At 64.5% G+C, this 21,864-nt stretch carries 14 protein-coding genes and 1 riboswitch; of the genes, 12 read left to right on the plus strand and 2 right to left on the minus strand.

What is annotated here, in order from left to right; translation table 11 throughout:
• The 4 genes from BGC09_RS17005 to BGC09_RS17020 all read left to right on the plus strand — a co-directional run.
• On the plus strand, window positions 1-2,435 hold a 2,435-nt coding region (locus BGC09_RS17005), incomplete at its 5' end, for a serine/threonine-protein kinase (RefSeq protein ID WP_084659034.1).
• A 264-nt stretch (window positions 2,436-2,699) separates the two neighbouring features.
• Window positions 2,700-5,165 (plus strand): protein kinase domain-containing protein, encoded by a 2,466-nt coding sequence (locus BGC09_RS17010; RefSeq protein WP_069805433.1) that lies wholly within the window; start codon window positions 2,700-2,702, stop codon window positions 5,163-5,165.
• A 180-nt stretch (window positions 5,166-5,345) separates the two neighbouring features.
• Entirely contained in the window at window positions 5,346-6,257 is a 912-nt protein-coding gene (locus BGC09_RS17015) for a R2-like ligand-binding oxidase (protein WP_069805434.1), read from the plus strand.
• A 348-nt stretch (window positions 6,258-6,605) separates the two neighbouring features.
• Window positions 6,606-7,043 carry a thiol-disulfide oxidoreductase DCC family protein gene (locus tag BGC09_RS17020; protein WP_069805435.1) on the plus strand — a complete coding sequence of 146 codons (438 nt, stop codon included), beginning with the start codon at window positions 6,606-6,608 and terminating at the stop codon, window positions 7,041-7,043.
• Between the two features lie 43 nt (window positions 7,044-7,086).
• Here BGC09_RS17020 and BGC09_RS17025 read toward each other — a convergent pair whose 3' ends face one another.
• Complete coding sequence (locus tag BGC09_RS17025) at window positions 7,087-7,593, minus strand: hypothetical protein (protein WP_069805436.1); 507 nt, start codon at window positions 7,591-7,593, stop codon at window positions 7,087-7,089.
• 195 nt (window positions 7,594-7,788) lie between these two features.
• On the minus strand, window positions 7,789-8,817 hold the full coding sequence (locus tag BGC09_RS17030) for a DNA methyltransferase (RefSeq protein ID WP_069805437.1): 1,029 nt from the start codon (window positions 8,815-8,817) through the stop codon (window positions 7,789-7,791).
• 539 nt (window positions 8,818-9,356) lie between these two features.
• Between BGC09_RS17030 and BGC09_RS17035 the strand changes: the two genes are divergently transcribed.
• The 8 genes from BGC09_RS17035 (at window position 9,357) to metE (ending at window position 21,702) form a co-directional block, all read left to right on the plus strand.
• On the plus strand, window positions 9,357-10,721 hold the full coding sequence (locus BGC09_RS17035) for an MFS transporter (protein WP_069805438.1): 1,365 nt from the start codon (window positions 9,357-9,359) through the stop codon (window positions 10,719-10,721).
• Between the two features lie 159 nt (window positions 10,722-10,880).
• Window positions 10,881-12,392: a pyridoxal phosphate-dependent decarboxylase family protein gene (locus BGC09_RS17040; protein ID WP_069805439.1), complete on the plus strand. Its 1,512-nt coding sequence runs from the start codon at window positions 10,881-10,883 to the stop codon at window positions 12,390-12,392.
• Window positions 12,393-12,491: 99 nt separating this feature from the next.
• Window positions 12,492-13,475 (plus strand): ABC transporter ATP-binding protein, encoded by a 984-nt coding sequence (locus BGC09_RS17045; protein WP_069805440.1) that lies wholly within the window; start codon window positions 12,492-12,494, stop codon window positions 13,473-13,475.
• A 4-nt stretch (window positions 13,476-13,479) separates the two neighbouring features.
• Window positions 13,480-14,283: an ABC transporter permease gene (locus BGC09_RS17050; RefSeq protein ID WP_084659037.1), complete on the plus strand. Its 804-nt coding sequence runs from the start codon at window positions 13,480-13,482 to the stop codon at window positions 14,281-14,283.
• A gap of 7 nt (window positions 14,284-14,290) precedes the next feature.
• The gene (locus tag BGC09_RS17055) at window positions 14,291-15,079 is read left to right on the plus strand and encodes an ABC transporter permease (protein ID WP_069805441.1); all 789 of its coding nucleotides are present in this window, start codon (window positions 14,291-14,293) and stop codon (window positions 15,077-15,079) included.
• Window positions 15,080-15,204: 125 nt separating this feature from the next.
• A riboswitch (cobalamin riboswitch) is annotated at window positions 15,205-15,437 on the plus strand.
• Window positions 15,438-15,552: 115 nt separating this feature from the next.
• Window positions 15,553-18,078 carry a ribonucleoside-diphosphate reductase subunit alpha gene (locus BGC09_RS17060; RefSeq protein ID WP_084659038.1) on the plus strand — a complete coding sequence of 842 codons (2,526 nt, stop codon included), beginning with the start codon at window positions 15,553-15,555 and terminating at the stop codon, window positions 18,076-18,078.
• Between the two features lie 155 nt (window positions 18,079-18,233).
• Window positions 18,234-19,268, plus strand: coding sequence for a ribonucleotide-diphosphate reductase subunit beta (locus tag BGC09_RS17065; RefSeq protein ID WP_069805442.1), 1,035 nt, complete (start codon window positions 18,234-18,236; stop codon window positions 19,266-19,268).
• A gap of 85 nt (window positions 19,269-19,353) precedes the next feature.
• Window positions 19,354-21,702 (plus strand): 5-methyltetrahydropteroyltriglutamate--homocysteine S-methyltransferase, encoded by a 2,349-nt coding sequence (gene metE, locus BGC09_RS17070; RefSeq protein ID WP_069805443.1) that lies wholly within the window; start codon window positions 19,354-19,356, stop codon window positions 21,700-21,702.
• The last annotated feature ends 162 nt before the right edge of the window (window positions 21,703-21,864 follow it).

Consider the following 21,864-nt stretch of genomic DNA (forward strand, 5'->3'; position numbering starts at 1 on the left):
TGATCCGCAAACTGGGGCGCGGCGGCTTCAGCACGGTCTACCTGGCGCGACACCGTCTGCTCAGCCGCTGGTCCACTGTAGCCCTCAAACGCCTCCAGACCCCACTTGACACAGCCGAAGCCCGAGAGGAATTCCGGAACGAAGTCCGCCTCCTGGAACGGCTCAGCCATCCCCACATTCTCCCGCTACTCGACGCCGGAATCGACCAGCAAGACTGCCCCTACCTGGTGACCCCCTATGCCGAAGGCGGCTCGCTGCGCCAGCGCCTGCGCCAGGCGGCTGGGCACCCGCTCCCGCTAAGCGAGAGCCTGCAGATCCTGGCCCAGATCGGGGCCGCCCTGCAGTACGCCCACGAGCGCGGCATCATTCACCGCGACCTCAAACCCGAGAACATCCTCTTCGCCGCCGACAGCACGGCCCTGCTGGCCGACTTTGGCCTCGCCCTGCAGCTTGGCTCGCGCAGCCTGGAGGCAGCCAGCATCAGCGGCACCCCGGCCTACATGGCCCCCGAGCAATTCAGAGGGCAGGTCGGACGCGAGAGCGACCAGTACGCCCTGGCCTGCATCGCGTACGAACTCTGCACCGGGCGGCGCCTCTTCGAACACCGCGACCCGGTAACCCTGATGTACTGGCACGCCCAGCGCGCACCACAGTCGCCGCGCCGCTTCAATCCAGAGCTACCGCCGGCGCTGGAGGCTGCCATCCTGCGCGGGCTGGCCAAAGAGCGCCAGGAGCGCTACCCCTCAGTGAACGACTTTATAACGGCCCTGCTGAGCGGCGCAACGGCAGGCCCGGTACCGGCCAGGACCCGCGTCTCGCTCTGGAAAGGCGCCATCTGGGGCGAAGAGGAGAACAAGGAGGCGGCGCAGGCCAGCGAGGACCAGCAGCCAGAGCCGCTGGAGCAGCTCCCAACCAGCCGGCTGGCTGCCCACAAGGGAGAGGTAGAGGAGCTGGAGACGCCACCCCCACCGGCAGCCGGCCCAGAGCAGCAGCGCTCATGGCAGCGCTTTCCCCACCTGCGCCGTTCACAGCTCCAGCGCCGGCAGCAGAGAGAGAGGCTGGAAAGCAGCGCCGCACCTGAACCCACAGGAGCGCCCCCGCGGGAGAGAGCCAGCCTGGCTGCCCTTACTCCCCCGCCCCTCATACTCTCCAGAAGCCAGAACGCGGTGGAGCGAGTGGCCACCAGACACCTGCCGCCGCCAGAGCAGTCGCCAGGTAAGAGAGGAGGGCGCCGTCCAGCAGCCCCCTGGAGCCGGCTGCTGCTGCCTGCAGTGGCGCTGCTGGTGCTCCTTCTGGCGGGCGGGCTGGTCATGGCCTACAGCGAGCCAGCGGCCCTCGGTCCCCTGGGAACGATCCTGCCTTTCGGGGCCCCGCTGGCAACGGTGCATATCACGCCGGCCAGCGTGCTGCTGACGCGCCAGTACCTGATCACGGGCGTGACAGGGACGCCCGACCCGGCCCAGCGCCAGATTCAGGCTCGCCGCCTGAGTGCGATGGTCAGCTCACCGGCGAAGACGGTTCAGGCGACGGGCCACGGTATGACAGCCGGAACCCAGGCGCATGGGACAATTACGTTTTCCAGACGGGCCGGAACATCATTCACTGTGGCTAAAGGCACCACCCTGAGCGTGGTACAACGTGGCCTGACCATCGAGACGGATGAGGATGCCTTCCTTGCCGCAAGCCTGAACTTCCAACCCTCTATAGTGACGGTGCCAGCCCATGTAGTGCAGCCGGGCACCGCAGGGAACTTACCTGCTGGGTTCATTGACACTTTCTGCTGCAGCTCTGATTTGTCAGTGAAGGTCGTCAATGGCCCCTTCACTGGAGGGCAAGACCCGCAGCCCTACACCTACGTCCAGCAGAGCGACCTCGACAACGTCGTCACCCCGCTCAAAGCCGGCCTCCTGCAGCAGGCCCAGCAACAATTTCAGCAGCAAGTTCACAGCGGCGAGCGCGTCGTCGGTCCCGATTGCAGCACCAGCACCAGGAGCAACCACCAGGTTGGCGACCACGCCACCAGCGTCACCGTCAGCCTGGCGGTCACCTGCGGCGGCGCAGCCTACAACCAACAGGCCGCCCTTGACATGGCCACAGCCCTCCTGCGCCAGGAAGCCGCCCGCGACCCCGGGCCAGCCTACGGCCTCGTCGGCCAGGTCAGCAGCACCATCGTCGACGCCAGCCTCAGCGATCCCCAGAGCGGGCGCCTCATCATCACCGTGAAAGCGCAGGGGCGCTGGACGTATCAATTTAATGAGGCGGCCAGGCAGCGACTCAGCCAACTCATCGCCGGCAAGGCGAAGAGCGTCGCACTCCAGCTCCTGCGGAGGCAGCCCGGCGTCAACCAGGCGGGCATCAGCATCGTCCGCAACGGCGGCGACCAGCTTCCCAGCAACCCGGCCTTTATCGCCATCACCATCGAAAACAGTACCTAGCGACCCGAAGCGCACCATCAGCGGCACCCGCAGCAGTCAACGCGCAAGAAAAACCGCCGCTGAGGAAAACGTCTCTACTAGTAGGTCAGCAGCCGACGGCTGTGGTACAATAAAACGACAGCCAGAGCAACGAGGCACTCGACAGGAAAGAGAAGCCGGCCTGTCGCCGGTACGCCGACCAGAGAGCGGAGCGGGGCCGGTCCTTCCTGGTCCCATTCACAGACACAGCCACAGATGAGACGAAAGGATAGAGAGGCAGCAGGCATGCTCGCGTTGGAAGGCAGGCAGCTCGGCAACTACGACGTCATCCGGCGCATCCGTGTCGGAGGCATGGGCGCCGTCTACGAAGGGCGCCAGCGCACCGCCTTTGGCAGGCGCGTCGCCATCAAAGTCATCCTCGGCGACTACGCCAGCGATCCCGACATGCGGCGGCGCTTCGCCCGCGAGGCGCGCACCATTGCCCGCCTGCAGCACCCGCACATCCTGCCGCTCATCGAATTTGGCGAAGAGCAGGGGCTGCTCTACCTCGTCATGCCCTTCATCGACGGAGGTACCCTTACCAGCTACCTGCGCCGCATCTACCGGCCCCACGTCACCGGGCGGGAGCCACTTCCCTTCAACCTGCACGAACTCATCGACATGTACCTGCAGCTCCTCGACGCCGTCGAATACGCCCACGACGAGGGCCTCGTTCACCGCGACATCAAATCCTCCAACGTCCTGCTTGAGCTACCGCGCAGCGGCGTTCCCCACGTCTACCTGGCCGACTTCGGCCTCGTCCGTCCCGCGCGCCAGCCCGAGCACCAGATTGGCCGTCCCATCCCCCTCGACCAGGTCCCTGGCACCCCCCAGTACATGGCCCCCGAACAAACGCGCGGCATCGTCACCCCCCTCACCGACATCTACGCCCTCGGCGTCCTCCTCTTCCAGATGCTCACCGGCGAACTCCCCTACGACGACCCCGACGACATCAAAGTCATCCAAATGCAACTACGCGCCCCCATCCCGCGCCCCTCGCGGCGCAACCCGCGCATCCCGCCCGCCCTCGACCGCGTCGTCCGCAAAGCGATGGCCAAGCGCGACGACGAACGCTTCCAAAACATCGCCGCCCTGCGCGAGGCCGTCCTGCTGGCCCTGGAAGAAGACCAGCAGGAACAGCAGCAAGACTGGCCAGAAACAGCGATCGAGCAACCACGGGAACCGCAAGAGCCACACCCCTCGCGGGAGCTGCCTCCCCTGGACTACGCCTACGCCGGCGCCAACGAGCCGCAGATCGAAGAACTGCCGCCCGAGGAAGACATCGCCGCCGCCGCCACCCTCCCCGACGTCACCGCCGAAGCCCTCTCGCGGCCCAGGCCCCTGCCCGACTACCGCTCGCGCCAGGAGCCACGCACCGTAGCCCTTCCCATGCCCGAGCCCCTCACCATCCCACGCCGGGGCCGTCCGCCCGCGCAGGCCCACCCTGCCGTCCAGCGCATCACCGAAGAGCCACAACCACCACTCAGAGGGCGAAGCAGCCGCCACCAGACCAGCGGCAGGCGCCCCCTCTCGCTCTTCGTCGCCATTGCCCTCATTGTCATCGCCATCCTCCTGCTCCTCCTCTTCGCCGCCCGCGGCCTCAACATCGGGCTGTTCCCGCCGGGCGTCCCCCTGCTCGGCGCTGATCCCAGCGTCGTCATCACCATCAAAGCCCAGAGCCGAACCCTGCAGGACACCTATCTGTTGACAGCCGCCCCCCAGGTGCAGGCCGTTGACCTCAACACGCGCACCATTCCCGCCCGCCGCCTCAGCGCCAGCCGCAGCCTCACCCAGACCATTGCCACCAGCGGCACGCGCACCACCCAGGGCAGCAACGCCCAGGGCCTCCTCCTCTTCAGCAACCACGGCCCGCAGCCGGTCACCGTCCCAGCGGGCAGCACCTTCACCGGCACCTCCGGCATCAGCGTGCGCCTCCTGACCACGGTCATCGTCCCACCACGCCAGGACAACCGGGATGGCACCGCCAGCGGCCCCGCCCAGGCCGTCACCGCTGGCGCCCAGGGCAACATCCCCGCCGGCGACATCGCTCAGCCCTGCTGCGGGCGCCTGACACAGCTCCAGGTCACCAACCCTACTGCCTTCAGCGGCGGCAGCGACGGCCAGACCATCCACATCGTCGCCCAGGCCGACCTCGACCGTGCCCGTCAGACCCTCCTTCCCCAACTGGAGCACCAGCTCGCGGAGCAACTGCAAGCCGCCCTCAAGAACGGCGAAGCCCTGGCTGGCACCCCGACCTACCAGGTCACCCTCACAGCCAACCCACCGCTCGGCAGCCAGGCCAATCAGGTACGCATCCAGCTCCAGGCCACCGCCAGCGCCACCGCCTACAACTCAACCCAGGCCCGCCAACTGGCCGGCGACCTCCTCAGTCGCCAGGCCCAGCACGCCCTTGGCTCCTCCTACCAGCTGCGACCCCGCAGCCTCAGCGCCTCCACCCCGACCGTCACCGCCCACGGCAGCCGTGGCATCGTCTACCTCAGCGTCACCGTCCACGGCACCTGGAACTACCAGATCAGCCCCCAGACCATCGCCCGCTGGCAACAGGACCTGCGCGGCACCAGCAGCGAAGTGGCCCAGACCTACCTGCGTTCCCAGCCGGGCGTCGCCTCCGTCGACATCCGCCTGCCCTTTGGCAGCCAAAACCTGCCCCAGCGAGCCGACCAGATCCAGATCGTCGTCAACGACCAATAAGCGGAGCGGAGCGGGCAAACCTGGCCCACCCACCCTTGACAGCCAGGCCGCCCCACAGGTATCATTAAAAACGATGACTGACTGAATACCAGTCAGTCATTCAGTCAAACGAAACGGAACGAACCGGCAGAGAAAGACCCGGCTCACAGCAGAGGCCGGCCAGACAGAAAGCAGGCAAGCATGATCCAGAGCACACACGCCGCCTTCGTCACCACCAGCGAACGCGGGCTACGTCACGACATCCTCCCGATGCGCCTCTACCACAAAGCCAAGAAACTGGGCATCTGGGACCCGCGTGCCATCGACTTCTCCCAGGACATCCAGGACTGGCAGCGCCTCGACGAAGACGAACGCGAAACCCTGCTCTACCTCAGCTCCCTCTTCCAGGCCGGAGAAGAGAGCGTCACCCTTGACCTGCTCCCCCTCATCCTCACCATCGCCCGCGAGGGCCGGCTCGAAGAAGAGATGTACCTCACCACCTTCCTCTGGGAAGAAGCCAAGCACACCGAATTCTTCCGCCGCTTCCTCGACGAAGTAGCCCACGAGCACAGCGACCTCCACCGCTACCACACCCCCAGCTACCGCAAAATCTTCTACGAAGAGCTGCCCCAGCGCATGCATGCCCTCCTCAGCGACCCCTCGCCCGAAGCCCAGGCCCGCGCCAGCGTCGTCTACAACATGATCGTCGAAGGCGTCCTGGCCGAGACCGGCTATCACGCCTATTTCAACATGCTCGAACGCCTCAACATCCTGCCTGGCCTGCGTCAAGGTGTCGGCTACCTCAAGCGCGACGAATCGCGCCATCTGGCCTACGGGGTCTTCCTCCTCTCGCGCCTGGTCGCCCAGGAGCCGCGCCTCTGGGATGTCATCCAGACCTACATGAGCGAGCTGCTCACCTACGCCCTCGGCGTCATCAACGAACTCTTCGATGCTCGGGCCACCCAAGAGAACCCACCCTTCGACCTGCAACTGGACGACTACCTCTCCTACGCCACCAGCCAGTTCCAGAAGCGTCTCGACCGCATCGGACGCGCACGCCAGCAAAGCCTCGAAGAAATCTATCAGTCCAGCGAAACAGACGAACCGGCATAGCCTTCTGTGTAGTGCAGCGTCTCCTTCATAACGATGTATGGTCACCGCTCACCGAGGCCCCCTGAGTCAGCCAGCTCAGAGGGCCTCGGTCCCTCCACCCTATTCCTGGCATCCTGGCAAATAACCAGCCCGCCAGCATCTGAATCAACCGAACCTGACCAATCGACAGCAAACAAACACCCACCTCCCCAGGCCCCCCGAGATGTGCTATAGTACAATCAAGCAGAGACAGCACCACCACCACCACCACCACCACCAAAAGCAAAGAAAGGAGGGTCAGACCACCTGGCCCCAGCCTGCCACACCGCCCCCACAGAGCGCGCGGCAAGAACCAGGGCCAGCCTGACCATGTCCAACCAGGACGACTATCGCCATCCCGTCAAAGCCATCGTCATCTTCGACGGCAGCTGCGACTTCTGCACCGCCACCGCCGAACTCCTGCGCCACCTGGACCGCAGGCGACGGCTCACCTGTCTTCCCTTCCAGATTACCGGCCTGCCCGAGCGCTACGGCCTCAGCGTCCATCAGTGCGAAGAGAGCGTCTGGACCATCCTCCCCGACGGACGACGCTACCGCGGCGCCCAGGCCCTCGCCTGCATCCTGGACCTGCTGACCGGCGTCCCCTTCTGGCAGCACCTCTACCGCCTGCCCGGCCTGGGGCCGCTCGCCGAGCACCTCTATCGCTGGGTCGCGGCCCACCGCCAGTACCTGCCAGGCATCAGACCCTACTGCCAGCGTCCCGGTGCCCCCTGCGGTACCGCTCGCCCTGAGCCAGCGCAACGCTAAGCCTCGTCCCTCTTCCACTCACCCGCCGGCCAGCCCCTACGCCTCACTGCTCCTCTGGCTCCGCCAGCAGGGTACCACTGCGCAACGCCTGGCGTACCTCCTCCACCTCACGCTCGTCACGGAGAGCGCGCTCGCTATAGGAGCGCTGCCAGATGCGCAAAGGCGGTGTCGGGCCGGGCGCGCGCACCTGCTCCAGATGAGCCAACCAGGCCACCGCCACCAGCGACTTAAAAGCCTCCACCACCCGCCCCAGCGTCATCGTCCGATTCGTATTGCCCTCAAAGGAAAGAATAAACTGCACCTGCTGTGGCCCGACCACCAACGTATCCAGCCTCAGCCCGGGGAAAGGACGAGGCAGGGCCTGCCAGGTCTCCTCTACAATCCGGCGCAGCGCCGGGTCCTCAAAACTCGGCGCATACGGCTCCGCCTCTAACGTCACCAGATAGGTCCCCGTCCAGCCATAGTTATGCGTCGGCAAGCGCAGCGGGCGCCCCACGAGGCTTTTCTCATAGCGGGGAGTAGCAGGAATAGCCGTCTTCTTCAGCTGCATACGCCACACACCACACACCTCTTTCCACATAACCTCCACAATCACCGAACCCTCTCAAGACGACACCATCACCAAGATATCTATCCGTCAAAAGAGAGAAAAGACGAATTACGCGGCAGCTCCTTTACAGGATAGCACAGCAGCACAGCCGCGGCAAGTCTCCCCACATCGCACCAGGAGCGAGGAGGGACCCGCCTACGGCTCAGCAAGAGGACGCTGCACACAGAAAGGGCGGCGGGAAGGCAACTGGAGCAGACGCTCGCGCGTCACCTCGATCGCCAGCGGGCTGCCATCGCAAGCAATCCAGCGCCGGCCCAGGCGCTCGGCCACCGCCGGCGTCACACCACTACCGCAGAAGCAGTCGAGCACCAGATCGTGCTCCTCACTGGAAGCCAGCAAAATGCGCTCCAACAGCGCCGCCGGCTTCTGCGTCGCATAGCCGTTGCGCTCGGGATCACGCTGGTGCAAATGACTGATATCGCACCAGACATCGGCGGGCGTCATCGGCTCATCCTCATAATAGCGATAGAGACGGCCCCCGGAGCGGATCGTCCAGCACACTCGCCCATCAGCCTCCACCTGGCGCCGCATATGGTTACGCCGCTCACGCCCCCGCGGCGGACCGACCCGCTCACCGTGAAAACGATACTGACGCGAGCGCGTATAGAGCAGCAACGTATCATGCTTCCGCGCAAACCCCCGGGAGCGCCGGGGCCGTCCGCCGGAATGATAATGCCAGATAATCTCATTCTGGAAACCGCCACCAGCGGAAGCTGCTTCCCCAAAGACCTCATCCAGCAGCAGGCGAGCAAAATGAACGGCGCGCCAGTCCAGGTGCACATAGAGGCTCCCATGAGGGGCCAACAGACGATAGAGCAGCAAGAACGTCTCATAGAGCCACTGCAGATACCCATCCAGATTGCCCTGCCAGCGATCGTCATAGGCCAGGCCCCGGCCCCCGCGATAGGTCCGCTCGCTCATAAAGGGAGGATCGATATAGATCAGATCAACAGCCCCGGCAAACTCCGCCAGCAAGGCCGGCAGCACCAGCCGCTTATCACCCTGGATCAGACGATTCTCCCACTCAGCCACCGCCTCGGCCTCGACTGCAGAACCGGGACCAGCCAGAGCCGGAATGCGCTCGCAGGTCTGCAGGCGCGGGGCCGGCGGCAGCCCCGCCGCAAAGGGATTATGCTTCTGCTGCCAGATCAGTTCTGCCACCACTCCCGAACTGATGCCTCCCTCCGGGGAAGTCTCTGTCAGCCCTCTCCCACCAGACCAGCCGGGCAGAAGCGCCTGGCCTGATCGATGACGGCTGCGTGCCCACCCACCCACCCACCTACCCACTCCCAGTGAGCACAATCTATTACTATAGCACAGCAACACGCGCCCGCAAATACAAGCCCTCATCAGCAGGCCCCGACAGAGGTCGTACCGCCCACACGCTCCACAGACCTATCTCCATATGGACATATGGGGAGAGAGAAGGTACAATGAAAACCAGTGGGAGCGTGAGGAATGGCGGAAGCCACAGCAACGGGCCAGAAGGAGGTGAGACCCCCTCAAGCGCGACAACTCCCACAACTCCACAGAAGCAGCAGCAGCACATCAGGCAAGGCACTCATTGCCACGGCGCCCACTGGCGGGCGAGCCCTGGCTACTCGCTGGCGACCAGTGCCCCGAGTAGCCTGCAGTGCGCCGAGCACGTGCAGTGCGCTGAGTACGCGCACGTTCACCATCACTGCAATGGAGGCAAAGCGCTCATGGAAGCAGCAGAACGTCGCATTACCGTAGCCTCACGCATCGATCGCCTGCCCCTCTCCTCACTGCACCGCAGGCTCAGCTTCGTGCTAGGCATCGGCACCTTCTTTGACCTCTACGACATCTTCCTGGGCGGCCTGCTTGGGGCCGTCCTCACCCCCCTCTTCCACCTCTCCACCTTCGAGACCGCCCTCATCATCGGCTCCGGCTTCTTCGGCATGTTCATTGGTGCCATCGTCCTGGGCGTCGTCTCCGACTACATCGGGCGGCGCAGCATGTACATGATTGACCTGCTGATCTACTCCCTCTTCTCCCTCATCGCCGCCTTCGCCCCAAACTTCATCTGGGTCGTCATCTTTCGCTTCCTGGCTGGCATCGGCCTGGGAGCCGAGCCACCCCTGACGGACATCTACATGGGCGAAATGATCCCGCGCCATGCCCGCGGACGCTACACCGCCTGGTGCTACACCCTGGGCTTCTTTGGTGTCCCCCTGGCCGGCTTCGTCGGGCGCTTCGTCGTCAAAGGCAGCTTCCTCGGCCTGGACGGCTGGCGTTGGCTCCTCATCGTCGGCTCGCTCGGTGCCTTGATCGTCTGGCTCCTGCGCCGCAACCTGCCCGAATCGCCGCGCTGGCACGAAATCCGTCAGGACGAAGCTGCCGCCAACGCCGCCCTCGCCAGCATGGAAGAGCAAATCATGCGCGAGCACGGTCTCAAAGAGCTACCAGAGCCGCAGCCGGTCATCGTCGAGCCACAGACGCGGGCTACCATCGCCGAGATCTTCAGCGGCGTCTACGCCAAACGCACCATCATGCTCTGGATCTTCCAGATCCTCCAGACCGTCGGCTATTACGGCTTTGGCTCCCTGGCCCCCGTCGTCCTCACCGCCAAAGGCTTCAGTGTCGTCAGCTCGCTGGGCTACACCGCCCTCAGCTTCCTGGGCTACCCCCTCGGCTCCTTCATCTCCATCTTCCTCGTCGAGCGCATTGAGCGCAAATGGCTGATCGTCGTCTCGGCCCTCCTGATCGCCCTCTTCGGCCTCAGCTTCGGCTTCGCCACCTCCGCCATTGTCCTGGTCATCTCGGGCTTCCTCCTCACCACCGTCAGTAACATCTTCTCCAACGCCTTCCACATCTACCAGGCCGAGATCTTCCCCACCCGCATGCGCGGCACCGCGGTCGGCATCGCCTACAGCCTGAGCCGCCTGGTCAGCGCCATCCTGCCCTTCGCCGCTCTGCCCGTGCTCCAATCGCTGGGGCCAGTCGCGGTCTTCGCCGGCGAGGCCGTCTTGCTCGTCCTTCTCTGCCTGGACGTCGCCCTGCTCGGCCCCCGCAGTACCGGGCGCACCCTGGAGATCATCGCCCGCTAGCCTGGCCCGCCTGTCCTGCCTGCCCGGCATTGGACCTTGCCACTTCGACTGGCCAGGGGCACAATAGAAGGCTGAGGGAATAGCCATCGCACCTCCCTCCCTCAGCCTTCTCTGCTGGCTATGATCTTTTCTCTGTGAGAGGAGCGAACCCATACCGCTATGAATCTCTCGAACCTCCCGATCTCAGCCTTCATCGCACCCGACGGCAGCAACCGCCAGACTGTGGTACCGCTCCTGGAAGAAGCCCTGCGCCTGGCCCTGGACGACGCAACCCACACCGTTGACCTGCCGCCGTTGCCAGGTGGGCAGCCTCCCCTGCCGGCACCCTCACTGCCGGAGCAGGGCCTGCCCACGCCAGAGCTGCTGGCCCATCTGCGCACGCTTGTCACTGCCTCCATGCACGCCGCCCATCCCGGCTACATCGGCCATATGGACTCGCTGCCCACGACGATGTCTCTCATTGGCGACCTGCTGAGCGCAACGCTCAATAACAATATGCTCAGCGTCGAGATGTCGCCCGCCTTCTCACGCCTCGAATGGGCCACCCTGCGCGAACTGGCCCAGCTCTTCGGGCTGGGAGCGCGGGCCGGCGGCCTCCTGCTCAGTGGCGGCAGTCTGGCCAACCTGGAGGCCCTGGCCATTGCCCGTAACCACGTCCTCGGACTGCACGACGGCGCCCTGACCACTCTCAACTCTCGCCCCGTGCTCTTCGCCTCCGAGGCCGCCCATACCTCGCTCCAGAAGGCCGCCATGCTCCTCGGCCTGGGCAGCCAGGCCGTCATCCCTGTGCCAGCCGACGAGAACGGCCATCTCGACGTGCGCCAGCTCCCCTCGCTGATCGAGCAGGCCCAGGCGCGCGGCGAACGCCCCTTCTGCGTCGTCGCAACCGCCGGCACCACCGTGGCCGGACTGATTGACCCCCTGGCCGCTATTGCCAACGTGGCCCAGCGCTATGGCCTCTGGTTCCACGTCGACGCGGCCTACGGCGGCGCCCTCATCTTCTCCAGACCCCTGCGCCAACGGCTCGCCGGCATCGAGCAGGCCGATTCCCTGACCTTCAACCCACAGAAATGGCTCTACATAGCCAAAACCTGCGCCATGCTTCTATTGCGCGATAAGGAGCTGTTCATGCGCTCCTTCCGCATCCCGGCGCCCTACATGCGCCAGCGCCCAGAGGAGGATGACCCCGATGCTCCTCCCAATCTGGGCGAGATCGGTCTGCAAGGCACACGCCACGCCGACATCCTCAAGCTCTGGCTCTCGCTCCAGCACCTGGGGCGGCGCGGCTACGCTCAGCTGGTCGAGGAAGCCTGTCGCCTGACCAACCTGGCCTACGAGCACCTGCGCACTCTGCCCGATCTGCGCTTCGCCCACGCTCCCGAGACCAATCTCCTCTGTTTCCGCTTCGAGCCAGCCTGGCTGGCCCCCACAGCTCACGACGCCCTGAACGCTCGGGTGCAGGCGGCACTGCTGGAGCAAGAGCGCATCTTTCTCTCCCTGCCCCTCTACCAGGGCAAGCGCTGGCTGCGCGCCGTCCTGCTCCATCCCGCCACCGATGAGGCCCTCATCGAGCGGCTGCACACAGGGCTGGCGCGCCTCATCACCCAGGAGCGCCAGCAAGCCGGACCGCGGCAGACCCCCCAACCTGACCCCGACGCCGACCCGCATTGACGCCCTCCCAGCAAGACCCGCTATACTCAAGCCAGACAGAAAAAATGCAATGCAAGGAAGGGAGAGAAGCCTTCCCACACGAAGGAGCGAGCAAACACTATGACAGCCGTAGCGGCAGTCAACGTTGCCCACTTACGCAAAGTCTACCGCGTCTACGAGCGCGAGGCCGGTCTGGGTGCCGCCCTCCGCGCCCTCTTTCAACGCCAGATGCAGGAAATCATTGGGGTCGACGACCTGACCTTCCGCATAGCAGCGGGCGAAATCGTCGGCTTCCTCGGCCCCAACGGGGCCGGCAAAACCACCACCCTCAAGATGCTGGCTGGCCTGCTCTACCCGAGCGCCGGCGATGTCCACGTCCTGGGCTACCTCCCCTGGCGACGCGAACGCCCCTTTTTGCGCCAGATCGCCCTGGTCATGGGCCAGCGCCACCAGCTCATCTGGGACATCCCCGTCATCGACTCCTTTGAGCTGAACCGGGCCATCTATCGCATTCCCCTGGCCCAGTACCGTCGCATGCTGGACGAACTCACGGAGCTGCTAGAGCTGGCCCCCCTGCTGCACAAGCCCGTGCGCAATCTCTCGCTGGGCGAGCGCATGAAATGCGAAATCGCCGGCTCCCTGCTCCATCGCCCCCAGGTCCTCTTCCTCGACGAACCGACCATCGGCCTCGACATCGTCATGCAGCGCCGCATCCGCGACTTCATTCGCGAATACAACCGCCGCACCGGGGCCACAGTACTCCTGACGAGCCACTACATGGCCGACGTCGAAGCCCTCTGTCGGCGCGTCATCCTCATCCACCATGGCACCATGCTCTTCGACGGCGATCTCACCCGCCTGGTCGAGCGCTTCTCACCCTACAAGACCATCATCGTGCGTCTGGAAGAGCCAGCCGACCTGCACCACTACGGCGAAGTCCTCAGCCAAAGCGAGGACCAGGTCAGCCTGCGTGTGCCCAAAAGCGCGGTCGCCCGCGTCACCGCTCGCCTGCTGACGGACCTGCCGGTCATCGACCTGAGCGTCGAGGACCCACCTATCGAGGCCGTCATCGAACAAATCTTTACCCAGGAGGAAGTCCCCTAAGCCCATGCGCTACCTCATCGCCGTCTATCGTCAGCAGCTCAAAACGGCCATTGCCGAGCAGCTCCAGTATCGCGCTGCCCTCGTCATCTGGCTGATCGAGGTTGCCCTGGGACCAGCCGTCTCGATCAGCGTCTGGTCGACCGTGGCCCGCAACGAAGGCGGGGAAGTGAACGGCTACAACCCCTCTGGCTTCGCTGCCTACTTCATCGCCACCATGCTGGTCAACTACGCCACCCAGACCTGGGTCTTCTGGGAATTCAGCCGGCGTGTGCGCGAAGGTGAATTCTCGCCTTTGCTGCTGCGACCTCTCCACCCCATCCACGCCGACATTGCCCAGCACCTGGCCTACAAGATCCTCATGCTACCAGTCATCGGACTGGTCACGCTGCTCCTCTGGCTGGCCTTCCATGCTGGCTTCACTCCCAGCCCCGCCAGCCTGGCTACCTTCCTGCCGGCGCTGCTCCTGGCCTTCGCCCTGCGCTTCACCCTGGAGTGGACCCTGGCCCTCCTGGCCTTCTGGCTGACCCAGGTCAATGTCATCAACCAGCTCTATGTGGTCGTCGTCCTCTTCCTCTCGGGGCAACTGCTCCCTCTATCCTTCTTGCCAGCCCCGCTGCAAGCGGCCACCGCCTGGCTCCCCTTCCAATGGATGGTCGCCTTCCCGGCCCAGTTGCTCAGCACTGGCCTTAGCGCCCAGTCCGTGGTCGCTGGCTTCCTCGCTCAGCTTCTCTGGCTGCTTATCGGCCTCGGCCTGCTCAGCTTCACCTGGCGACGGGGCCTCAAACGCTACACGGCAGTAGGAGGATAAAGCACGCATGCGTACCTATCTGCGTCTCCTGTGGACCTTTTTCCGCGTCAGTCTTCTGGGCGAGCTGGCCTATCGCGCCAGCTTCTGGCTCCAGGTCGCCGAGTCCCTCATCGACCTGGGGACGGCCCTGGCCTTCGTCGGCGTTGTCTTTTCCTATACCCGGGCCCTCAATGGCTGGAGCGCCGACGAACTGCTCACCCTCATCGGCGTCTACTTCCTCATCGGGGGCGCCATCAACATGATCATCATGCCCGGCATGAACCGCCTCATTGAGCAGGTTCGTCAGGGAACCCTCGACTACGTGCTCACCAAGCCCGAAGACGCCCAGCTGCTCGCCAGCATCCAGCAGATTGACATCTGGAAGCTCCTCGACATTCTGCTGGGGCTGGCCCTGCTGGCAGGGGCCACCCTCTGGCGCGGCAGTGTGCCCGGACCGCTCCAGCTGCTGGCCTTCGCTCTGACCTTGCTGGCTGGCACCGTCATCATCTATAGCTTTGTGCTCTTCCTGGCCACCCTCTCCTTCTGGTACGTGCGCATGGAAAATATCCTGGTCATCTTCGAGAGCATGTACGAGGCCGGGCGCTGGCCCGTCAACATCTACCCCGGCTGGTTGCGGGCCATCCTCACCTTCGTCGTCCCGGTAGCCTTCGCCGTCACCGTGCCCGCCGAAGCCCTGACCGCCCGTCTCACCTGGCTGGTCCTGGCGGGCACCCTCCTGCTCGCAGCCCTCGCACTGCTGGCCTCGCGCCTCTTCTGGCGCTTTGCCATTCGCTACTACAGTGGGGCCTCATCCTGAACTCCACCCCAAAAACAGGAAAGAAGTACCAGGGGAGAGCCAGCCTTTCCTGCTTGACTTCCGACACAACATATGGTATCTTACCGCCCGTACCTGCCTATATCTTGTGCTCATTGGCAACCGAAGAGAGAAAGACACCCACAGGGCGATGCTGTCGTGGCATCGCTGAAAGATGGGGGAAGTCCGGTGAGAATCCGGCGCTGTCGCGCAGCGGTAAGCTGCCCCGTCCCGATCGATCCCCGCCGCCGACAAAGATCCGAAGTGCGGAGGAGAGATCACCAGCACTCGCTGGCCTGAGAAGGCCAGCCAGCGGACGGAGGCGCTAAGCCCGAATGCCCACCTGTGGGATCTGGCTCGATCCCTTCGCGTGAAAGGGGAGACCAGCCGACAGCTCAGTCACGAGGCTGTCTGTGCGTGTCAGCCTGTTTCCGTCGAGGGAACAGGCTTTTTTCATCTCAAGGAGGGAAAACGGCATGTCATTCCCAGCGAACCAGACGCGCCCGGCCACACCCGTGGCCATCGACCCCGAGCAGGTGCTCGCCGAGGTCTGCCGCGGCTTTGAGGACCGCGCTGACCGCGCCCAGCTCCTGGAGGAGGTCCAGGCCACCTTGAGCGCCGGCCTCTCCGAAACGGAGCTGTGGCAGGCGCTGCTCCTGGTGGCGCGTGCCCATATCGAGCAAGAACCAGCCTTCAGCTACATCACGGCCCGCATCCTGCTGCTCTCGCTCTATCGGGAAGCGCTCAGCCCGGACGAGCACCTCCCCTGCAGCTTTACCGACATGGAAAACGCCTATCGGCGCTATCTGCCGCACTACATCCAGCGTGGCATCGACACCGGGCTGCTTGACCCCCGCCTGGCTGGCTTCGACCTCGAACGCATCGCGGCCCTCATCCGTCCGGAGCGCGACCTGCTCTTCACCTATCCGGGCCTGCAGACCCTCTACGACCGCTACCTGCTGCAATATGAGGGGCAGCGCTTCGAACTGCCGCAGCTGCTGTGGCTGCGCGTGGCGATGGGCCTGGCCCTCAACGAGACCCACAAGGAGCAGCGCGTCGCCGAGTTCTACGAGGTCCTCTCGCAGTTTTCTTTCACCCCGGCCACACCCACCCTCTTCAACGCCGGCACCTCTCACCCGCAGCTCTCCTCGTGCTACCTGACCACGGTCAATGACGACCTCTGGCACATCTTCAAGTGCATCCAGGACAATGCCCTGCTCTCCAAGTGGGCCGGCGGCCTGGGCAACGACTGGACGCGCGTGCGCGCTCTGGGCGCCCACATTCGTGGCACCAATGGCCGCAGCCAGGGCGTCATCCCCTTCCTCAAGGTCGTCAACGACACCGCCGTGGCCGTCAACCAGGGCGGCAAGCGCAAGGGGGCCGTCTGTGCCTACCTGGAAAACTGGCACCTGGACATCGAGGACTTCCTCGATCTGCGGCGCAACACGGGCGATGAGCGACGTCGCACCCATGATCTGCACACCGCCTGCTGGATCTCCGACGAATTCATGCGGCGCGTTGAGCGCGGAGAACAGTGGACCCTCTTCAGTCCCGACGAGGTTCCCGATCTGCACGAGCTGTATGGACGCGCCTTCACCGAGCGCTATCGGCACTACGAGCGCCTGGCCGATGAGGGGCAGATCCGCCTCTTCAAGCGCCTGCCGGCGGTCGAGCTGTGGCGCAAGATGCTGACTCGCCTCTTCGAGACCGGCCACCCCTGGCTGACCTGGAAGGACCCGGCCAATGTGCGCTCACCCCAGGACCACGCCGGCGTCATCCATAGCAGCAACCTCTGCACCGAGATCTTGCTCAACACCTCTGCAGAGGAGACGGCGGTCTGTAACCTCGGCTCACTGAACCTGGCGGCCCACATCGTCGATGGTCAGCTCGACCATGCAAAGTTACGGTCAACCATTCAAACGGCCATGCGCATGCTCGACAACGTCATCGACATCAACTACTACCCCACCCCGGAGGCACGCACGGCCAACCTGCGCCATCGCCCCGTGGGGCTGGGCATCATGGGCTTCCAGGATGCGCTCTTCCTGCTGGGCCTCAGCTACGCCTCACAAGAGGCGGTCGAGTTTGCCGATCGCAGCATGGAAGCCATTTCCTACTACGCCATCCTGGCTTCCAGCGAGCTGGCCGCCGAGCGCGGCCCCTACCCCAGCTACCGCGGCTCAAAGTGGGATCGCGGCCTGCTGCCCATCGATACCATTGCCTTACTGGAGCAGGAGCGCGGCGAACCTCTGGAGATGGATCGCTGCACGACGATGGACTGGGAGGCCGTCCGGACCCACATCCGCCAGCACGGCATGCGCAACAGCAATGTCCTGGCCATCGCCCCAACTGCCACCATCTCCCTCATCGTTGGGGCCAGCCCCTCGATCGAGCCAATCTACAAGAACCTCTACGTCAAAAGCACCCTGTCGGGTGAGTTCACTACCGTCAACACCTTCCTGGTCAACGATCTCAAGGCCGCCGGCCTCTGGAATACCGACATGCTGGAGGCCCTCAAGTATTATGATGGCTCCCTCCAGGAGCTGCCGATGGTACCAGAGGAACTCAAGCAGCGCTACCTGACGGCCTTCGAGATTGATCCACGCTGGCTGATCGAGTGCGCCAGCCGCCGCCAGAAATGGATCGACATGGGGCAGTCCCTCAATCTCTATCTGGCCTCGCCCAGCGGCAGGCAACTGCACGAGATCTACCTGCGGGCCTGGAAGAAGGGTCTCAAGACCACCTACTACCTGCGCACCCTGGCCGCCACCCAGGTCGAGAAGTCGACGGTCGATATCAATCGCTGGGGCATTCAGCCGCGCTGGATGAAGAACACCAGCCCCTCCAGTACCATCCAGATCAGGCGCGGAGCCTTCAAGGAGATCAGCCCGGCCTCGGGCACTGACCCCGACGACGCAGAGTCGATACTCCCGGCTCCTTCGTCAGCGACCAGCCCCGCCACCGCCTGCTCTCTCGACGACGAGTGTGAAGCGTGCCAGTAAAACGACTGCGCCCGGCTCACCCAGGAAGCGTGAGCCAGGCGCCAGGCGCTGCCTGCGCCGCTCTGGCGGTGATGCACTCCAACCGCTGCTGCCTGGCCCCGGTGCCGGGCCATGTACCAGCAAGTAAGGCACCCTAGGAGGAGAACCGTAGACCAATGGCGACGCACGCCTTCAATGAACAGGACATTCTCGCTGAGAAGCGTCTCATCAATGGACCAGCTGTCAGCGTTAACCAGCTGATGCCGCTCAAATATCGCTGGGCCTGGGAGCACTACCTCAACGGCTGCGCCAACCACTGGATGCCCAATGAGGTCCCAATGGCCAGCGACATCGAACTCTGGCGCAGCCAGCGCCTCTCCGAGGCCGAGCGCCTGGTCATCATGCGCAACCTCGGCTTCTTTGCTACCGCCGAGAGCCTGGTGGGCAATAACCTGGTCCTGGCTATCTTCAAGCACATCACCAACGCCGAATGTCGCCAGTATCTGCTCCGGCAAGCCTTTGAGGAGGCGGTCCATACTCACGCTTTCCTCTATATCGTCGAGAGCCTGGGCCTGGACGAACGCGAAGTCTTCACCATGTATCACCGCATCCCTGCCATTCAGCGCAAGGATGCCTTCGAAATGAAGCTCACTTCCGCCCTCCTTGACCCCACCTTCTCGACCGCCGAGCCGGAACAGGCTCAGCAGTTCCTGGACAACCTCATCGGCTACTATGTGATCATGGAGGGCATCTTCTTCTACAGCGGCTTCGCCATGATCCTCTCCTTCCACCGACGCAACCTCATGACCGGTATTGGCCAGCAGTTCCAGTATATCCTGCGTGACGAAACCATCCATCTCAACTTCGGCATTGACCTGATCAACGGGATCAAGGTTGAGAATCCTGGCCTCTGGACACCCGAGTTTGAGCGGCATATCATGGAATTGATTGAGGAGGCAGTGGAGTTAGAGATTGCCTACGCACACGACTGCCTGCCAGAGGGGATCGCGGGCCTCCAGGCGCCGGCCTTTGCTCGCTATGTCCGCCATATCGCCGACCGGCGCCTGGAGCGCATCGGCTTGCCGGCGGTCTACCACGAGCCGCATCCCTTCCCCTGGCTGAGCGAGACCATTGACTTGAGTAAGGAAAAGAATTTCTTTGAGACACGGGTCACGGAGTACCGGTCGGCGGCAACGCTCGAATGGGACTAAGGTGGATGAGCGCACCCGCACCGTCCCGCTTGCCGCTGAAGCGGACCGGACCGGACCAGATGCGAGAAAAGGAAGAGGGAGGAGTATGGTGCAGGCTACCAATCTCGGCTACCCGCGCATTGGCGCAAAACGCGAGCTGAAACGGGCGCTTGAGCAGTTCTGGGCGGGGAAACTCGACGAGCAAGGACTGCGCGAGCAGGCCGCGACGCTGCGCCGGCAACACTGGCAGCTCCAGCAGCGCCTGGGGCTGGACCAGATCCCGGCGAACGACTTTTCCCTGTATGACCACGTGCTGGATATGGCACTGGTAGTAGGGGCAGTTCCGCGGCGCTATCGCCGCGCCGGCGGCACCGGTGCGCCGGAGCTGGACCTGTCGACCTATTTTGCGATGGCCCGCGGCATTGAGGCCGGTCCGGGTGGCGAGGCGGTGCCGCCGATGGAGATGACCAAATGGTTCGACACCAATTATCATTATATCGTGCCCGAATTTGAGGAAGATCTCTCGTTTCGCCTCGCCTCAACCAAGCCACTCGATGAGTTCAACGAGGCCAAAGCCTTGGGCATCCAGACGCGCCCGGTTCTGCTGGGACCCGTCTCGTTCCTGCTCCTCGGCAAGACGCACCGCGAGAACCTCTCGCCCCTGACGCTGCTGGAGCAGCTGCTGCCGGTCTACGAGGAGCTGCTCCAGCGCCTGGCCGCCGCAGGAGCCGGGTGGGTGCAGCTGGATGAGCCATGCCTGGTGCTCGACCTGGAGCCGGCCACCCTGCGGGCCATCGAGCAGAGCTACGCCCGGCTCAGTCAGGCAGCGCCGCAGCTGCGTCTGCTGTTGGCGACCTACTTCGGCGACCTCGGCCTGGCCCTCTCAACGGTGCTGCACCTCCCAGTGGCTGCCGTTCATCTCGACCTGGTGCGCGCCCCGCAGCAGCTGGAGCGCGCCCTGGCCGAAGCTCCCTCGACACTGACGCTCTCGCTGGGTATCGTCGACGGGCGCAACGTCTGGCGCACCGATTTCGAGCAGGCCCTCACCCTCATCGAGCAGGCCGTCGCGCAACTCGGCTTGGAGCGTGTCCTGCTGGCTCCCTCCTGCTCGCTCTTGCATGTACCAGTCGACCTGGAGCTGGAGAGCGAGCTGGACGCCGAACTGAAGCAGTGGCTGGCCTTCGCCAACCAGAAGCTGCAGGAAATCGTCCTCCTGACGCGCGCGGCCAACGAAGGACGCCAGGCCATCACCGAGGAGCTGGAGCACAATCGCCAGGCCATCGAGCGCCGGCGCGCTTCGCCTCGCATCCATAGCGAGGAGGTGGCTCAGCGCGTGCGCCAGGCGCGGGCGCAGCCTGCGCGGCGCCAGAATCCTTACCCTGTGCGCCGCCAGCGCCAGCGTGCTCAGCTGCAGCTCCCACCCCTGCCAACTACGACCATCGGCTCCTTCCCGCAGACCGACGAAGTGCGGGCGGCCCGGGCCGCCTTCAAGAATGGGCGCCTGGACCCGGCTGGCTATGAGGCCTTTCTGCGCGGCGAGATCGAGCGCACCATTCGCTTCCAGGAAGAGATCGGCCTCGACGTCCTGGTGCATGGGGAATTCGAGCGCAGCGACATGGTCGAGTACTTCGCTGAGCAGCTCGACGGCTTCCTCTTCACGCGCAATGGCTGGGTGCAGAGCTATGGCTCGCGCTGCGTGCGCCCGCCAGTCATCTACGGCGATGTCCAGCGCCGCGGCCCCATGACCGTGCGCTGGTCAACCTTTGCCCAGTCGCTGACAACGCGCCCCATCAAGGGCATGCTCACTGGCCCGGTGACCATGATGCAATGGTCGTTTGTTCGTGACGACCAGCCGCGGGCCGAAACTTGCTATCAGCTGGCGCTGGCGCTCCACGACGAGGTGCAGGACCTGGAAGCGGCTGGCATCCGGCTCATCCAGATCGATGAGCCTGCTCTGCGCGAGGGCCTGCCCCTGCGCCGCTCGGAATGGGCCAGCTACCTTGACTGGGCCGTCGACTGCTTCCGCCTGGTCTCGGCCTCGGTGCGCGACGAGACGCAGATCCATACCCACATGTGCTACGCCGAGTTCGGCGATATCATCGAAGCTATCGCCGCGATGGACGCTGACGTCCTCTCCATCGAAGCCTCGCGCTCGCGCCTGGAGTTGCTTAATGTCTTTGTCCGCTACCGCTATCCGAATGAGATCGGGCCAGGCGTCTACGATGTGCATTCGCCGCATGTCCCTTCGGTGAGCGAGTACGAGCAGCGCCTGCTGCGTATCCTGGAAGTGCTACCTGCTGAACAGCTCTGGGTCAATCCCGACTGTGGCCTCAAAACTCGCCGCTGGGAGGAGGTCAGGCCAGCTCTGACCCACTTGGTCCAGGCTGTGCGCGCCGTACGCGCGCGGCTGGAAAGCGGGCAGGGCCTGGCGGAATCCCAGCAGCCGGCCCGCTAGCTACAGGAGTAGATCGACAGCAGCGCCGGTCAGGTAGGGTGCAGCCAGTCTGGCTCTCTGGTTGCCTGGCCTCGCCGGCGCTGCTCGCCTTCTTCCCCTCCTCGCCCGCACCCGCACTGTGAACGAGGTCACACTGCGTCTGTGAGCTGCGTCCTGGCAGCA

This window comes from Thermogemmatispora onikobensis (assembly GCF_001748285.1).
GTDB lineage: Bacteria > Chloroflexota > Ktedonobacteria > Ktedonobacterales > Ktedonobacteraceae > Thermogemmatispora > Thermogemmatispora onikobensis.

Coding starts and splice junctions, on each gene's coding strand:
- BGC09_RS17010 (WP_069805433.1), top strand. CDS start 2,700: ATGCTCGCGTTGGAAGGCAGGCAGCTCGGCAACTACGACGTCATCCGG.
- BGC09_RS17015 (WP_069805434.1), top strand. CDS start 5,346: ATGATCCAGAGCACACACGCCGCCTTCGTCACCACCAGCGAACGCGGG.
- BGC09_RS17020 (WP_069805435.1), top strand. CDS start 6,606: ATGTCCAACCAGGACGACTATCGCCATCCCGTCAAAGCCATCGTCATC.
- BGC09_RS17025 (WP_069805436.1), bottom strand. CDS start 7,593: ATGCAGCTGAAGAAGACGGCTATTCCTGCTACTCCCCGCTATGAGAAA.
- BGC09_RS17035 (WP_069805438.1), top strand. CDS start 9,357: ATGGAAGCAGCAGAACGTCGCATTACCGTAGCCTCACGCATCGATCGC.
- BGC09_RS17040 (WP_069805439.1), top strand. CDS start 10,881: ATGAATCTCTCGAACCTCCCGATCTCAGCCTTCATCGCACCCGACGGC.
- BGC09_RS17045 (WP_069805440.1), top strand. CDS start 12,492: ATGACAGCCGTAGCGGCAGTCAACGTTGCCCACTTACGCAAAGTCTAC.
- BGC09_RS17050 (WP_084659037.1), top strand. CDS start 13,480: ATGCGCTACCTCATCGCCGTCTATCGTCAGCAGCTCAAAACGGCCATT.
- BGC09_RS17055 (WP_069805441.1), top strand. CDS start 14,291: ATGCGTACCTATCTGCGTCTCCTGTGGACCTTTTTCCGCGTCAGTCTT.
- BGC09_RS17060 (WP_084659038.1), top strand. CDS start 15,553: ATGTCATTCCCAGCGAACCAGACGCGCCCGGCCACACCCGTGGCCATC.
- BGC09_RS17065 (WP_069805442.1), top strand. CDS start 18,234: ATGGCGACGCACGCCTTCAATGAACAGGACATTCTCGCTGAGAAGCGT.
- metE (WP_069805443.1), top strand. CDS start 19,354: ATGGTGCAGGCTACCAATCTCGGCTACCCGCGCATTGGCGCAAAACGC.